Annotated in this window: 17 protein-coding genes; 4 read left to right on the top strand and 13 right to left on the bottom strand. The window is 39.0% G+C overall.

The window, feature by feature from the left end:
- Positions 1 to 8: 8 nt before the first annotated feature.
- From mutL to GQR87_RS01745, 4 genes are read right to left on the bottom strand one after another with little or no spacing between them, the layout of a single operon-like run.
- Entirely contained in the window at positions 9 to 1,802 is a 1,794-nt protein-coding gene (gene mutL, locus GQR87_RS01760) for a DNA mismatch repair endonuclease MutL (protein WP_158965937.1), read from the bottom strand.
- Positions 1,803 to 1,844: 42 nt separating this feature from the next.
- Positions 1,845 to 3,176, bottom strand: a complete 1,332-nt coding sequence (locus tag GQR87_RS01755; protein WP_199271726.1) for an N-acetylmuramoyl-L-alanine amidase — start codon at positions 3,174 to 3,176, stop codon at positions 1,845 to 1,847.
- Positions 3,177 to 3,190: 14 nt separating this feature from the next.
- A complete protein-coding gene (gene tsaE, locus GQR87_RS01750; protein WP_158965933.1) occupies positions 3,191 to 3,682 on the bottom strand; it encodes a tRNA (adenosine(37)-N6)-threonylcarbamoyltransferase complex ATPase subunit type 1 TsaE in 492 nt (163 codons plus the stop codon).
- Positions 3,679 to 5,238, bottom strand: a complete 1,560-nt coding sequence (locus tag GQR87_RS01745; protein WP_233267375.1) for an NAD(P)H-hydrate dehydratase — start codon at positions 5,236 to 5,238, stop codon at positions 3,679 to 3,681. Before GQR87_RS01745 ends, tsaE begins: the two co-directional genes overlap by 4 nt.
- On the opposite strand from GQR87_RS01745, the gene queG reads away from it, so the two are divergent.
- Entirely contained in the window at positions 5,229 to 6,377 is a 1,149-nt protein-coding gene (gene queG, locus GQR87_RS01740) for a tRNA epoxyqueuosine(34) reductase QueG (protein WP_158965931.1), read from the top strand. The two genes, GQR87_RS01745 and queG, sit on opposite strands and share 10 nt — an antisense overlap.
- Here queG and GQR87_RS01735 read toward each other — a convergent pair.
- The 6 genes from GQR87_RS01735 to GQR87_RS01710 all read right to left on the bottom strand — a co-directional run bounded on the left by GQR87_RS01735 (position 6,374) and on the right by GQR87_RS01710 (position 10,549).
- Positions 6,374 to 6,754, bottom strand: a complete 381-nt coding sequence (locus GQR87_RS01735) for a hypothetical protein (protein WP_233267374.1) — start codon at positions 6,752 to 6,754, stop codon at positions 6,374 to 6,376. The genes queG and GQR87_RS01735 overlap by 4 nt on opposite strands.
- A gap of 58 nt (positions 6,755 to 6,812) precedes the next feature.
- The gene (locus GQR87_RS01730) at positions 6,813 to 7,535 is read right to left on the bottom strand and encodes a tRNA1(Val) (adenine(37)-N6)-methyltransferase (RefSeq protein ID WP_199271674.1); all 723 of its coding nucleotides are present in this window, start codon (positions 7,533 to 7,535) and stop codon (positions 6,813 to 6,815) included.
- 2 nt (positions 7,536 to 7,537) lie between these two features.
- Entirely contained in the window at positions 7,538 to 8,161 is a 624-nt protein-coding gene (locus GQR87_RS01725; RefSeq protein ID WP_158965929.1) for an NAD(P)H-binding protein, read from the bottom strand.
- Positions 8,162 to 8,284: 123 nt separating this feature from the next.
- Positions 8,285 to 9,007, bottom strand: a complete 723-nt coding sequence (locus GQR87_RS01720; protein ID WP_158965926.1) for a response regulator transcription factor — start codon at positions 9,005 to 9,007, stop codon at positions 8,285 to 8,287.
- Between the two features lie 89 nt (positions 9,008 to 9,096).
- Positions 9,097 to 9,834 (bottom strand): spondin domain-containing protein, encoded by a 738-nt coding sequence (locus tag GQR87_RS01715; protein WP_158965924.1) that lies wholly within the window; start codon positions 9,832 to 9,834, stop codon positions 9,097 to 9,099.
- A 10-nt stretch (positions 9,835 to 9,844) separates the two neighbouring features.
- Positions 9,845 to 10,549: a spondin domain-containing protein gene (locus tag GQR87_RS01710; protein ID WP_158965922.1), complete on the bottom strand. Its 705-nt coding sequence runs from the start codon at positions 10,547 to 10,549 to the stop codon at positions 9,845 to 9,847.
- 318 nt (positions 10,550 to 10,867) lie between these two features.
- Between GQR87_RS01710 and GQR87_RS01705 the strand changes: the two genes are divergently transcribed.
- Entirely contained in the window at positions 10,868 to 11,347 is a 480-nt protein-coding gene (locus GQR87_RS01705; RefSeq protein WP_158965920.1) for a hypothetical protein, read from the top strand.
- 94 nt (positions 11,348 to 11,441) lie between these two features.
- Here GQR87_RS01705 and GQR87_RS01700 read toward each other — a convergent pair whose 3' ends face one another.
- Positions 11,442 to 11,816 (bottom strand): PH domain-containing protein, encoded by a 375-nt coding sequence (locus tag GQR87_RS01700; protein ID WP_158965918.1) that lies wholly within the window; start codon positions 11,814 to 11,816, stop codon positions 11,442 to 11,444.
- A gap of 116 nt (positions 11,817 to 11,932) precedes the next feature.
- Here GQR87_RS01700 and GQR87_RS01695 point away from each other — a divergent pair, with 116 nt between their 5' ends.
- Both GQR87_RS01695 and GQR87_RS01690 read left to right on the top strand, forming a co-directional pair.
- Positions 11,933 to 12,928: a serine/threonine dehydratase gene (locus tag GQR87_RS01695; protein ID WP_158965916.1), complete on the top strand. Its 996-nt coding sequence runs from the start codon at positions 11,933 to 11,935 to the stop codon at positions 12,926 to 12,928.
- Between the two features lie 85 nt (positions 12,929 to 13,013).
- Positions 13,014 to 13,397 (top strand): hypothetical protein, encoded by a 384-nt coding sequence (locus tag GQR87_RS01690; RefSeq protein WP_158965914.1) that lies wholly within the window; start codon positions 13,014 to 13,016, stop codon positions 13,395 to 13,397.
- 2 nt (positions 13,398 to 13,399) lie between these two features.
- On the opposite strand, the gene GQR87_RS01685 is transcribed toward GQR87_RS01690, so the two are convergent.
- Both GQR87_RS01685 and dinB read right to left on the bottom strand, forming a co-directional pair.
- Positions 13,400 to 13,609, bottom strand: a complete 210-nt coding sequence (locus GQR87_RS01685) for a DUF1653 domain-containing protein (protein ID WP_158965912.1) — start codon at positions 13,607 to 13,609, stop codon at positions 13,400 to 13,402.
- Between the two features lie 94 nt (positions 13,610 to 13,703).
- A complete protein-coding gene (gene dinB, locus GQR87_RS01680) occupies positions 13,704 to 14,756 on the bottom strand; it encodes a DNA polymerase IV (protein WP_255456457.1) in 1,053 nt (350 codons plus the stop codon).
- Positions 14,757 to 14,788 lie beyond the last annotated feature (32 nt).

Here is a 14,788-nt window from a genome sequence, read left to right as displayed (position 1 = left end):
CGCTAACACTACTCATAGTTAGATAACAATTCAGTTAAGGGGATAGGTTTAGCGTACTGTTTTATCTGCTCAGCAAAATCGCCAGTTTGGTTGAAAAACTGCAACCATAAAGCCTGCAATTGAGCATTGCTGACATTGTTATTTTCAACCATTTTAGCAAGTAAGTGTTGACGAACCGCTAATACATCTTGATTTGTACAAGTCAAAATACCCTGCAAACAATCTGCCCAACGAAACTGTCTCAATCCAGCTGGCACTTTACGTAATATGACCCTTTTAGGTGTCCAGCCAATTTCGACACTACTGCGTAAAAGTGGTTGATATAAAAATTTAGCTTGAGCCAATAAATCTGCATCCGCTTCAATTGAAACAGGCATCAACAAAGGTTGACTAATTGGTGGGGAGTCTTGGTACATATTCGATAATACAGCAAGTTGTAACTTGGCAATTGGCATCAGGTAATGTTTATCCTCAAAAGCGAACAAAATTTGCCTATGATTAAGGCGTACCCATTGCCCTGCATCCCTTGCACTAGAAGTTGCAGTCTCAAATTCTGACTTAGCCATTAATTGCTGATAACCATTAAAAGCTTGGCTATTACTCTTGCCTACGAATTGTCTATTCTCAACAGAACCTGCAGATAAACTGCCACGGGAAGATGGATAAGCATCAGTATCTCTAGTGTATGCCTCGGTATTTCTTTCACTCAGATTAGACTCAGTTGTAGACTGCAAAGGCTGAATATAATCATGCGCAGGTTCAACTGAGGGTAGAACCGTCGTCCCTACTCTACTGTTTTCTTGCAAAAATTGTTGTAAGGCATCGTCTAAAGCCCGATAAATAAAGTCATGTACCAGACGAGCCTGATGAAACCGCACTTCATGTTTTGCAGGGTGCACATTCACATCTACTTGGTCATGTTCTATGCTGAGATACAATACATAAGCTGCTCTAAACTCTATATTTTCAATCGTTTCAAAAGCTTGTCGAATGGCGTGATTAATTAACTTATCGCGCATCATACGGCCATTTACATAAACATATTGAAACTCTGCGCCATTGATTTCATTTGTTGGCGGTAACACCCAACCTGTTAATTCAAATTTTTCATATTGGCTATTTAACTCGATACAATTATCTGAAAAATTTTTTCCACATATGGCAGTTAACCGCTTTAATTGATTAGCGCTTTGCGACACAGCAGGGTATTTACGTAATACTTTTCCATTATGTTTTAGGCTAAAACTGACATCAAATCGGCTTAATGCAATGCGTCTAAGCACTTCATCTATATGCACAAATTCGGTTTTTTCAGTTTTTAAAAATTTTCGTCTAGCGGGGGTATTAAAAAACAAATCAGCCACATCAACACTGGTCCCATCAGGATGCGCTACAGGATTAACCTGAACCTCCATATCTCGACCTTCACAATGCGCTTGCCACGCTTGTTGTTGCTTTGCAGGTTTAGAGGTCAGTGTAAGGCGCGATACAGAACTAATACTGGCCAGAGCTTCACCACGAAACCCTAAACTAGCAATGGCTTCCAAGTCATCTAAACAGGTTATTTTACTGGTTGCATGGCGACTCAGAGCTAACGCCAATTCATCATTAGGGATACCAGAACCATTATCACGAATAAGAATACGTTTATGGCCGCCTTTTTCGATTTCAATTTCAATCGAAGTGGCACCTGAATCTAAGCTATTCTCGACTAACTCTTTAACCACAGATGAAGGACGTTCTACTACCTCCCCGGCAGCAATTTGGTTAGCGAGTCTCGCTGGAAGTATTTGAATTGACAAACTTTCGCCTTGCTTAAATATGAAGTGTGACAAGTGAACTGATTAGGTTCGAGGAATAGTTAAAACTTGCCCAATTTTAACCACATCTGAGTTCATTTTATTCGCTCGTTTAAGTTGGCTAATTGGCACATTATAACGCTGAGCTAATAAAGACAAAGACTCTCCGCTGCGTACTTTATGGGTACGAATTTGTCTTTTTTGACTAGCCCATAAAGAACCATCAGGCGGTGAATCTCTAAAATGTTGTTTAATGCCAGCAAAAATTGAAACTGCTAATTTTTGTCTATAGGTAGACCAGTTTAAGTTTTTTTCTTCACGTGGATTAGATATAAAACCCGTCTCAACCAAAATAGAGGGGATATCGGGTGAGGTTAACACCGCCAAACTTGCCGCTTGAGGTGTTTTTTTATGCATTTTAGTCACTCGCCCTAACTGCGAAATAACATCTCTACTTAAGTCATAACTAGTGGTTAATGAATGATCCATGGACATATCTAATAAAGCTTCAGCTAAATAACGTTCATTGGCAGTATCTTGAATCACTTCAGCCGCCCCTCCTAACAATTCAGAGTGTCGTTCGGTTCTTTCCATCCATCGACCTAATTCACTGTTAGCTCGTTTCATCGACAACACCCACACTGATGCACCGCTGGGCTGTGGCGTAATAAAAGCATCGGCATGAACAGAAACAAACAAATCTGCTTTGTGTTTTCTTGCAATTTCAGGGCGTTTATTCGGTGAAATATAATAATCACCGGTTCGTGTCATTACGGCTTTTAAACCAGGCTCTTGCTGAATCAGTGTTTGTAAACGTTTAGCTATACCTAAAGTGACATTTTTTTCATAACTTTTGGCGCGACCGATTGAGCCAGGATCTTCACCACCGTGACCGGCATCAATCACTATGACAATATCTCGGTCAGTAGTGGATCTAGAATTTAGCACTATCTGTGGGCTAGACGGTTCATCTCCATCCGTTAAATCAATGACTAATCGATCGCCATAAGGCTCAGTCGGTGGTAAAGCAAAAATACTTTGTTCTAACTTCTTGCTTAGTTCAATCACCACTCTTATCGACTGCTTATCTTTAGCCGTACTGTAACGTACTTTTTTCACCAAATTACTGTCATTGCTAACTTTCGAAAAATCGAATGATTTTTTAGTGTTTTCAATATCTAATACTAAACGTTCGGGTTTAGACAAGGTGAAATAAGTATATTTGGGGCTGTCAGCAAGATCAAAAACTAAGCGGGTTGTGCTAGGCGATGGCCAAATACGCAAACCTTCAACATGGTTTTGTGCAAAAACACTGAAACTTAGCACTAACAATACAATGCTAGTGACTATATTTTTTACTTTCTGTACCCAAAACATCTGCATTATTGTTTTTATATCACTAACTGTTTAATTAAATCCTGACCTTTCTCAGACAGGGCTTGCATCGATAAAGTTCGTCCTGTTTGCTGATATTCAATACTAATGTGTAAATCTGCTGCTGCCAAGAGCCCAGCACCTTTATCAGGCCATTCAATCAGACAAATACAGTCATCAGCGAAATAATCTCTAATTCCCATAAACTCTAACTCTTCAGGATCGGACAAACGATATAAATCAAAATGAAAAATTCGCCAGGAGTCTAATTCATAAGGCTCAACTAAGGTATAAGTAGGACTTTTAACATTACCTACATGCCCCATACCTTGAATAAATCCACGGCTAAAGGTGGTTTTACCTGCGCCTAAATCACCTTCCAAATATATGATCATTGATTGTTGGCAATACTTAGCTAACCTTTTAGCCAAAGTAACTGTGGCTGCTTCATCAGCTAAAGCAAATTGTAATTCATCAGAATTGGATGAGGTTCCAGTCAATAAGTTCATAGTGCGTTTATAATGGCTCGTAAAGGCTGTAATAGATCTGATGCAATCATACCACGTTGACCATACTGTCTGGCAACTCGATCTCCTGCTTCTGCATGAGCGCAGACTCCATAAACAGCAGCTTGCTGTTCAAACATTCCCTGAGCCAATAATGCGCCTAAGATACCTGTTAATAAATCGCCCATTCCTGCAGTGGCCATACCTGGATTTCCACCATTACAAACGATAAAGCTATGCTGTTCATCACTTTCTTGCTTGGAATAAATTAATGTACCCGCACCTTTCAGCACACATGAGCAAGCAAACATTTGGGCGATTGCTTTACAAGCTTGATAACGATCACTTTCTACAACACTTATTTGGCTATCCAATAATCTTGCGGCTTCTCCTGGGTGTGGTGTTAAAATACATGCTGGTAAGCTAGCTAATATTTTTTTCACGTCTAATTTGACTTTTTTTCGGGCTAATAAATTTAATGCATCTGCATCAATTATTACCGGTTTAGGAGTCACAGCTAAATATTTCAGTAATTGTTCAAGTTTTTGCACCGCCCATTGGTCTTGGCCTAATCCAGGACCAATCACTATACTAGTACACCAATCTAAAGCTGTTTCTAGATCTTGGTACTGCAACATAATTTCTGGCCGCCCAGATGCAACGTGTAACCCACTCGATTGATGACAATAAACCTTAACTAATCCAGCTCCTGTGCGCAAAGCAGCTTCTGCGCTTAAGCGAATAGCACCTGGCATACCTTGGTTTCCGCCTACACATAAAAGTTTACCAAAGGTGCCTTTATTGCCATTGATGGGTCTATTTTCAATTGGTTGTAACCATGACCAATTGACAACTTGAGCATCGACATTCGCTAATTGATAAAATTCATCACCGACGGCTAAATCTGTGAATTCAACTTGCCCACAAAACTCCTTACCTTTGCCTGTTATTAAGCCAAGTTTAAGTGCAATAAAAGTAACGGTTACATCTGCTTTGACACAAATAGGCAGGGGCATACCAGTATTTGCATGCATTCCTGAAGGTAAATCAATACTTAATACTTGCAAACTAGTTTGGTTAATTTGATTGATAACCTGTTGAAAAAGAGTCCTTACCTCACCAGTGAGACCTGTACCTAATAACCCATCAACAATAAGTTCATAATCAGTGAAAACAATCTGAGCAAAAGTAAAGGTGCTGCCTTGTATATTATGCCACTCAGCTTGTGCAGTACCGGCATCACCTAATAACTTGCGTTTTGGATCTTCACAAATAACAGAAACCTGTTTACCCGCTAATTTAGCTAACTTTGCCACAACATAAGCATCGCCAGCATTATTACCATTGCCAGCTACTACCAATATTCTGGTAATTGATGGCCAATGTTTGATTAACGTGGAGAAAGCAGCCTCTCCCGCTCTAAGCATTAAGTCATACATACGGCAATTAGCAGCTTTTGCAGCTTTAGGCTCGAGAGTTTTCACTTGTTCAGAACTTACTGCTTTATATGCTAAAATCTCGGCAGCTTGCTCGTTCAACAGGTTTCGTAATGTCATCATTTAACACTTTAGAATTATTATCTTTAGCAGAAAATATCAAGGCTTGGGGCAAAGAGCTAGGTTTTCAGCAAGTTGGTATTTGTGACGTAGACTTATCTCGCCATGAAACCCCCTTACAAGAGTGGTTAAATAAAGGTTTTTCTGGCGAAATGAACTATATGTCAGAACATGGGATGAAGCGCGCTAGACCCGATGAATTATTACCCGGCACAGTTCGGGTCATAAGTGTTCGTTTAGACTACCTGCCCCCCGATGCAGAATTTGCCAAAACCCTGAAAAATAAAAACCAAGCCTATATTAGTCGTTACGCGCTAGGTCGTGATTACCATAAATTGTTACGTGCTCGTTTAAAAAAACTAGGCGAAAAAATTCGTAGCGAATGCCAGCATCTTAATTTTAGGCCCTTCGTTGATTCGGCCCCTGTTCTAGAGCATGCCATAGCTGAAAAAGCCGGAATAGGTTGGACAGGCAAACACTCTCTTACAATTAATAAAGAGGCTGGCTCATGGTTTTTTCTGGGTGAGTTATTTATTGACCTGCCCTTACCTATCGATCAAAAAGTCGAAGAAAACTGCGGCAGTTGTCAAGCGTGTTTAACGATTTGCCCAACACAAGCCATAGTTGAACCTTATGTGGTAGATGCCAGGCGTTGTATTTCCTATTTAACCATAGAGCAAAAAGGCGCAATCCCAGAAGAATACAGAAAACTGATAGGTAATCGTATTTATGGCTGTGATGATTGTCAGCTAATTTGCCCTTGGAATCGTTATGCCAGCATTACTGATGAAAAAGATTTTCATCCTAGACAACAATTGATGGGTAAAGAATTATTAGCTTTGTTTGCTTGGGACGAAAATACATTTTTGAAAAATACCGAAGGCTCTGCCATTAGACGAATAGGTCATGAGCGCTGGCAGAGAAACATAGCAGTTGGTTTAGGAAATGCACCTTATTCTGCTGATATTATAGCGGCTTTAGAAGTAGCCTTAAAAAATGCCAGTGAACTAGTAGCTGAACATATTCATTGGGCAATAGAACAGCAAGAAGACAAGTCACTGTTTCTTGAAGAAGTAACAGAAAACCGACTCACTGAGCGGTTAATACGCAGTATTGAAAAAGGCTTACCTAGAGATGCTTAAACATAATCCCTGACTATCCTTGGCACTGAGCCGTGATAAGAAGAAATATGCACATCTGGATCAACACAATCAGCAGGATAGCCATATAAGCCAAAGAGATTGCCTCGGCTATGACTTATCACTACAGCATAATTGGGTTGTGGCTCTATGTTTCCTCTAAAAGGATCTAGAATAGGAATACTGTAACGCCCAAAATTCAACAAGCCAATATCTCGTTGATTTTTATGAATTATTTTGTCGAAAATAGGGTTTTCAATAATAGCATAAACGGCAAATTTGGGAATTTGTACTGTTACTCCCTGCCAACTTATTTGAATAATTTGTAATTCTTCGGCTAAAGATAATATGGATTTGGGTAATTCAAATGCTTTCATCATTTCTCCCGTTGTATTTCAAACCTGCTTTATTCAAAGATAGGCGATATATACAAAACTGTCAGAAATTCAGATAAAATTGTTTACAAAGATTTTGATATTCAGCTGAATAACCACCATTAACATTATGTATATTGATATCGCTGTAACTCAGTTCTTTTGGTTTTTTAGAAAATTCATACAAGTAACGAATAATCTTACCTTCAGGCTTACTTTTAACCGCCATCTGGTTAACACAATATAAGCCGACCTTTGCTGCTAATGCAACAAATTCGTTATCTATATCTGCTGGCAATACGCAACAAAATCGACCATAGGGTGAAAGGTGTTGCTCACTTAAAGTGAGTAAATCGGCATGCGTCAGTTCAGTTGTTTGCCTTGCGGTCACCCTTTGCGTTTTATTGTTTTGCAAATTTGCAGTTTGATTAATGACAAAATACGGCGGATTACAAACGATCAAATCAAACGCTATTTCGCAGTTATATTGCTGCAGGCTAGATTTTACAAACGATACTTGCTTGCTCCAAGGGCATTGTTCACCATTAAACTTAGCTTGAGTTATCGCTTGGGAATCAATATCAATGCCAACAATACGGCAATCAACGGTAGCTTTTTGCGCCAACATAATGGCCAATAAACCACTGCCCGTGCCTATGTCCAAAATCGTCTGGGTATTCTCAATATTAACCCAACTCCCCAACATTATGCTGTCGGTACCTACTTTCATTGCACATGCAGAATGTTCGATATAAAACTGTTTAAATTGAAAGCCAGAATGTTGCAAAATTAAAACACCTGCAATTGAATCATTTTTGTCGCCACGTCATTGGCCTGTATGGGTTTATATTTAGCTAAAGCCCCCATTAAAAAAGGTGCAATTATTTTTCCAAACCAGCTAGCTATTTTTTCTGCATAACGTTGCTCATAACGCTCACCTAGCAACAATGAAGGTCTTACCGCAAAAGCATTTTCGAGTCCTGACAAATTGAAAATAGCATTTTCTAGCTCCCCCTTAACTCGCAGGTAAAAGTTACGACTTTTTGCATTGGCGCCAACCGAAGATACCCACACAAAACTTGACACTTTTTGAGCTCTGGCCAATTGTGCAGCTACATGGATAAACTCAAAGTCCACTTTACGAAAAGCGCTTTTGTTGCCCGCTTTTTTAATCGTAGTTCCTAAGCAAACATAAACATGATCGACGGCAAAATATCCTTGATAATCTTGCAAATTTTCAAAATCGATAACAATAGGTTGTAATTTTGTTGAATGCTCAGCTACAAAATGTTGTAACAAAGGCTTACGTACTAAACAAATAACGGCTTGGTAGCGCTCATCTCGACACAATTGTGACACCAGCCTTTGACCCACAAGACCTGTTGCCCCCAACACTAAAGCTGTTTTTAACATGAAACTCCTAGGATTCTATTTCACAAGTTTTAATCTAATACCAATCCATATTGATAATTGATCTCTCACACTTATCAATGCGGATTGGTATAATAGTTAAACAAGAAGTTGATAAAACACAATTTAGGGAGCAACCCCTTGTGGATTAAATTTATACCCTACCCCCCATACTGTCTGCACTATTTGCGGAGCAGTTGCATCTAATTCTATTTTGGCCCGTAAACGATTGATATGGGAATTAACTGTATGTTCATAACCACTATGATGATATCCCCACACCGATTCTAATAATTGACTACGACTAAAAACTTGATTGGGGTGACTGGCAATATGATAAAGCAACTCAAATTCAGTGGCGGTTAAATCCAAGATTTGTTCTGCCAGCATCACTTGATGAGTTTGTTGATCAATGCTTAAGCGACCAATCTTTAATGTTTTTTCTGAGCTGGTTCCTTGGTCTTGTGTCGCTTGTTGTAAAAAGTGAACTTTACGTAATTGGGAACGTACCCTAGCCTGTAACTCTCGAACACTAAAGGGCTTTGTCATATAATCATCTGCGCCTAGCTCTAAACCTAAAACACGGTCAGTTTCAGAATTTTTTGCCGTTAACATAATAATGGCTTGTTCTGGTTTTTTATCGCGGATCTGCCGGCAAATATCTAGGCCACTCATGCCCGGTAACATAATATCTAACAACAACAAAGAGTAGTGACTATCTATCGCTTTTTGCAGAGCAAGTTGACCATTCATTTCATGCTCAATCTCTATCCCTATTTCAAGCAAATTAACTCGAATAAGATTGGCTATATCGTTATCATCCTCTACCACCAATACCTTGTCTGTCATAATTAACTGCCCTTATATTTTGCTATTAACACAAACGCGCCCATTAGTGGGCGCGCAATATGCTTAATCCAAATAGAATACCTACTACATTATTCTATGCGGGTTACCTGGATCCGTATACTCGGATTATCGAACTTATGATCTTGAGTGAGTATCGATGTGCTTAATCCATCATCACTACTCACCACACCTGGATGCATAGAGATATAACCGCTGTCATCTCTATCAGTATTAAAACCAGCCCCATCACTACCATCGGCAGGCCCAGGGATTGTCCCTGCAGCTTCAGTATTGGCTTCTGTGCCTGCATCATAGGTAAATGCGTTTGTCGTCCAGCTATCGCCTACAGCGAGTTGACTAAGACTCCATGCATCAAGACCGCTAAAACCATCATTAGTATTGACTAACATAGAAGCAATAGACAGATTAGCATCTTCCATATCTTGGATAGTGACCTTAATAGTTTCACTTGCACCTGGTCCTATGGGTGCGGCACCAGAAGCACTTGCTAAAGCAAATCCCCAATTCATCAACCCTGAATTGTCACCTCCTTCAGCCATTTGCTCCAAAGCAAGAGAAGCAATATCCCCTACCGCAAATATATGACTTTCTTTGTGAAGTATCACAGCAACAGGTGACAAAGGTTGGCTGTTGGTTAAATTGGTGACACTGATTTCATAACTCACATCAACGGGTGTAGGTACAGGTGCCGGAACTTCTACTTCGACCTCTTTAATAACCTCAACAATTTTATCATCATTACAGGCAGTCAGCAGTAAAGCACTGGCTACTAAGGAAACTAGATATAGTTTTTTAACCTTAAGCATAATTATCCCCTTAGTTAACAGTAACAGTGACTTTAGCGACAGGGTTCAACCAACGATGAACTGTATTAGACACATCACTACTGCCTTCGGTCATAGACTCGTCACCAATATTGCCACGATGAATATGCACACTAGTGTTAGTGTCTGCACCTGCCACTCCACTACCATTAGTCCCCACCAAACCTTCAAGTGGAGGAGGAACTGGCATGCCTGGCACACCTGGCGCTCCGCCACCCCGTAATTCGTCATTTGCTTCTGTACCGGCATCATATGCATTTAGGTAAATAGTATAAGTACCTGCTTCTGTCGGTATCGGCCAGTTATCTAAACCAATAAAGCCGTCATTAGTTGGTAAAGCCATAGCAACAACAGATAACACTGTATTGTCTGCAGCAGTACTCAAGGTGCCAGAAGCTTTAGCCGAAGGGGCTAACAAACCTGCTGCTGGATTAGCTAATACATCCGCACTAACAGAAGTAGCAATAGTAGATATACCATCCAAAGATCCTCCTTCGGCCATCATTTGTAACTCAGTACTGGCGACTTCACCCACCTCAAAAAGACTACTCTCAGGAGTATGAGCAACGACTGCTATTGGTGTGAAATATAAGCCATGAGTTAAATTTTGAATCTCAACATTGAGTTCTGCTGCATTCAGACCTGCGCTGCTAACGGCTAATAGCGCAGCTAAATAAGTTGGTTTTATTTTTATCATTTTTCATTCTCGCTTAAATAGTTAGTTTGTATTTACGAGTTTAAGTATGAAAAATGGATATCCCGAAAGTATCACGGAAATTAAACGTTTTTATCCGCGGTAAAATAAATAAAAGTAATTCGTTTTTCAGATAGGGCTCAGTAAAAACAGAAGCTCTTTGGTTAGCTCGGTAATCATTTCAGCTCCGTTATGAACCTAGCTAACGGCAAAATGGTCTCTGGTATAAATCTGGTTACGTTTGTACTTGGCTAGTATATAGTTTGAAATAGAGTTTTCGCTAATTCCTATTCAATAACAGTAGCTATTTTATAAGGTCACATGAACAAACTGTTAAGTTTACCGCGAGTATTAAATATGAACCTTCAAGTATCTTTAACAGCGCTATTAGCTAGCATTATTTGTTTAAGTGCATGTACCTCATCATTCTATGAAATTGAATATTCTGCAATTTCGACAAAAAATTCATTAAAAAAACTAACCGGTCAAACCTGTACGATCGCTCAATCTTGGTATCTTATTGGTTGGCAAAATTTTGATAATAACGGTGTAATTGAAAGTTATACGCTCAAGCCTTCCGATAATGTTTCAAGTAGACATATTAAGGATCAAATAAAACTAGATTCAAATCTTAAAATTAAAGTACTCACAATTGAGCAAAATTCTAATTGGAAGTTGCTTGTTAATAAATACAAAGTTCACTGGCAGGTTGAAAATATAGATCTCCCCGCACATTCCACTTTTAGCGCCGGAAATATGAATAATGAGTCCTTTGATTTATGTTTTGAATTTACAAAGTAAACAAAGACGAGCAGCTGGAAGTGTTCTCCAGCCCCACGAGTTGATCTGGTGATAAGATTTAAGAACGATTCCCTATCAACTACTTAATGACAGTTTATGCAAACATATGGGTGGCAAGTGTTTTTTGGATGCCGACTACTGTATCTTTTTTAAGTTCTTTTTCGATAGGGTTATCTTGTCCTGATATCCAAATTTTTAACTCAGCGTCTAAATCAAAATGGCCTGCGGTCTCAATTTTGAACTGGGTAATAGCGCGATAAGGAATCGAATGATAGTCTACTTTCCTGCCAGTCATGCCCTGTTTATCGATCAAAATTAGCCTTTTGTTAGTAAATACATACATATCTCTAATCACTTTAAAAACTTGTTGTACACTTTCTGTATCACCAATTATTGGGGCAAGTTCTTCAGCTACTTCACCAACATCTATTTCAGATGCATTGCCTAAAAGCCCATCAAGTAATCCCATGTTCTGATCCTATTCTTAATAACTAGAGGAAATATCATAAATGTTAATGCGAAATTAGCAACATAAGGATACTATCCGTATAAACTTAACTCCCTAACTTTTGTATACCAAACTTTATGCCGCCCGTGACACTTTCCGATATTCAATCTGCAAAACAACGCATACAGCCATATATTAGCCAAACTCCAATTTTACATTCTAATTTACTTGATAACTGGTTAGGCCATGAAATTTTATTTAAGGCTGAATGTCTGCAAAAAACTGGTTCTTTTAAGATTCGTGGGGCATTAAACATGATGTTAAAAGCCAAGGAAAAGGGAACTTTAGGTACAAAGGTGGTCGCCAGCAGTTCAGGTAATCACGCTCAAGCCGTTGCTTATGCTGCAAACGAGCTCGGGGTAAAAGCAACCATTTACAGTCCGCAAAATATCTCCAAAGTAAAAGCGGCAGCCACACAATTTTATGGCGCCAAGTTGAAATTATGTGCAACCCGTAAAGAAGCAGATGAAAAAGCACAACAAGCGGCAGAAAAAGAGGGCGCAGTTTGGGTACCTCCTTTTAACCATGAAGATATAATCGCTGGTCAAGGTACCGCTGTATATGACGCATTACTACAAATTGGCCAAGTAGACAGTGTATTTGCCCCAATAGGTGGCGGAGGTTTAATTTCTGGATCATTTATATGCAGTAAAACGCTATATCCTGACATTCAGGTAATAGGGGCAGAACCATTATTAGCCAATGACGCAGCTGAATCACGGCGCACTGGCACAATTCAATCATTGCCTCAGCAGCCTTTAACTCTAGCAGATGGTGCTGCAACCTTAGCTGTGGGCGAAAAAACTTTTAACTATATAAAACAATTAGATGATATTTATGAAATCCCAGAACAACCGATAGTCTATTGGTGTCAGTGGCTACAACATCTGTTAAAAATTCATCTAGAGCCCACAAGTGCAATGAGTATGGCTGCGCTAATAAATTGGTTAAAAGTTCAAAAAAAGCGACAAAAGGTGTTAGTTGTTTTGTCCGGTGGCAATATCGATCAACAAAAAATGCAACAAATTTGGCAACAAAATTACTTACAAGAAATCCCGAGTTTATTGCTTTAGTTCACCTGCAATCAATGCGGGCAACTGATATGATAAATACCTATCGTCAGATAAAATATAAAAAGAAGAAAAAGGAAATCAAACATTGAGAATGTGGTCTGTTAGTATTCTGCTAATCATAATCAGTTTTGCCACTTCGGCGAGCCAAGATAAACTTTTATTTGCTGATGCAAACTGTACTATCATTTATTCTCTAAAGCATTCAGCAAATTCTGACTTTTCTCAAGATATCGCACTACTAGAACGTGAAATAACTAAACAAAACGTGGCATTGATTGATTTGAATAATTGGCAAAAATTGCCTCCTCACATACAATTAAATGGTCGCCAACGAAATCAAATTCGCACTACCTTTGACTTACCTAAAGACACAAATCAAGCCATTGTATTTAATATAAAAGGGCAACTAGTCAGTCGTCGCACTGGTTCTGTAGCACTGGTCAATGCTTTATTAGATTGCAAATCATAACTTTAACCTAGGTATTCAAATCTAGGTTTAATCACTCCACCAATTTCTACAGTTTCTACAAACATATCTAAAGGCCTAACCCATAAATCTCGTTCACCATACAAAGGACGATAAACCACTAATTCACTCTCGTCTTCAGAGTGACGAGCTACACCAATAACTTCATATTCATTACCTTTATAGTGGCGATATTTACCTATTTTTAAAGCCATGTATTTTTACCACCTTAATTAAAGAATAAATTGATTGTGTTTCGACAAACTATGCCGAAAAATATAACAGACCATAACCCAACCTTGCATCAACTTAAAAAGAAAAAGTTAATTGCTGTTGGCTAACTTTATCCACTAGGCCTACATGTAATCCGACTAAACGAATACCTCTGCTGTCCTGCCTAGCAAGCCCTTCGTTTAACAACTCAAAAAAATAGTCTTTATTTAATTTCTGGTATTTATGTTCAACTGTAGTTTGTTGAAAATCGGCAAACTTTAATTTAATACCTTGGCTTTGTATTGCAAGTTCAGGACTCGACCTTTTTAACCTTTCTTGTAATTTGGGAAATAGATTATCAATCATTTTACAACAGTCTTCTAGGCTATAAATATCTTCAGGCATAGTACGCTCAACACCTACAGACTTTCGTTGCCTTTCTATACTCAAGCCCCGATCATCTTCACCGTGACTTCTGGCCCATATCACCGAACCAAATTTACCAAAACGTTTTATTAAATTTTCAAAAGGAAACTTGCGGACATCAGCACAAGTAAACAACCCTATCTCATTTAACTTAGCTAAAGTGACTTTACCTACACCAGGGATTTTGCCTAACTTTAGTTTCACCACAAAGTCATCTAAATTATCTGGGGTAATCACACATATACCATTCGGTTTATTTTCATCGCTGGCAATTTTCGCAACAAATTTACAAGGTGCTACCCCAGCTGAAGCTGTCAGCTGAGTTTCTAGAAAGATAGTACGGCGAATATCCTCAGCAATTAAGGTGGCACTGCCTGCAAACAACTCGCAATCAGTGACATCTAAATAAGCCTCATCTAACGATAAGGGTTCAATTTTGTTGGTATATCGGGAATATATTTCACGGATTTGTTGCGAAATTTCGCTATATAGTTCCATTCGCCCTGGCGCTAAAACCAGTTCAGGACATAGTTTTAAAGCATGTGCTGTAGCCATAGCAGAGCGCACACCAAATTGTCGAGCGATATAATTACAAGTTGAAATCACCCCACGCCTATCAGAACTACCACCAATAGCTAATGGTAAATTTCGGTATTCAGGGTTATCTCGCATTTCAACGGCAGCAAAATAACAGTCCATATCAATATGAATAATTTTGCGCAAAATACGACCGACCATGACACTGTTTATTAATA

The sequence above is a fragment of the Paraglaciecola sp. L3A3 genome, from assembly GCF_009796765.1.
GTDB lineage: Bacteria > Pseudomonadota > Gammaproteobacteria > Enterobacterales > Alteromonadaceae > Paraglaciecola.
Note: the sequence above shows the minus strand (reverse complement) of the source record. Positions and strands in the feature narration are given on the sequence as shown.

Excerpts from the sequence above, each read along its gene's own strand:
- GQR87_RS01755 (WP_199271726.1), bottom strand. The coding sequence starts at position 3,176 with ATGTTTTGGGTACAGAAAGTAAAAAATATAGTCACTAGCATTGTATTG.
- tsaE (WP_158965933.1), bottom strand. The coding sequence starts at position 3,682 with ATGAACTTATTGACTGGAACCTCATCCAATTCTGATGAATTACAATTT.
- queG (WP_158965931.1), top strand. The coding sequence starts at position 5,229 with ATGTCATCATTTAACACTTTAGAATTATTATCTTTAGCAGAAAATATC.
- GQR87_RS01745 (WP_233267375.1), bottom strand. The coding sequence starts at position 5,238 with ATGATGACATTACGAAACCTGTTGAACGAGCAAGCTGCCGAGATTTTA.
- GQR87_RS01735 (WP_233267374.1), bottom strand. The coding sequence starts at position 6,754 with ATGATGAAAGCATTTGAATTACCCAAATCCATATTATCTTTAGCCGAA.
- GQR87_RS01725 (WP_158965929.1), bottom strand. The coding sequence starts at position 8,161 with ATGTTAAAAACAGCTTTAGTGTTGGGGGCAACAGGTCTTGTGGGTCAA.
- GQR87_RS01720 (WP_158965926.1), bottom strand. The coding sequence starts at position 9,007 with ATGACAGACAAGGTATTGGTGGTAGAGGATGATAACGATATAGCCAAT.
- GQR87_RS01715 (WP_158965924.1), bottom strand. The coding sequence starts at position 9,834 with ATGCTTAAGGTTAAAAAACTATATCTAGTTTCCTTAGTAGCCAGTGCT.
- GQR87_RS01710 (WP_158965922.1), bottom strand. The coding sequence starts at position 10,549 with ATGATAAAAATAAAACCAACTTATTTAGCTGCGCTATTAGCCGTTAGC.
- GQR87_RS01705 (WP_158965920.1), top strand. The coding sequence starts at position 10,868 with ATGAACAAACTGTTAAGTTTACCGCGAGTATTAAATATGAACCTTCAA.
- GQR87_RS01700 (WP_158965918.1), bottom strand. The coding sequence starts at position 11,816 with ATGGGATTACTTGATGGGCTTTTAGGCAATGCATCTGAAATAGATGTT.
- GQR87_RS01695 (WP_158965916.1), top strand. The coding sequence starts at position 11,933 with ATGCCGCCCGTGACACTTTCCGATATTCAATCTGCAAAACAACGCATA.
- GQR87_RS01685 (WP_158965912.1), bottom strand. The coding sequence starts at position 13,609 with ATGGCTTTAAAAATAGGTAAATATCGCCACTATAAAGGTAATGAATAT.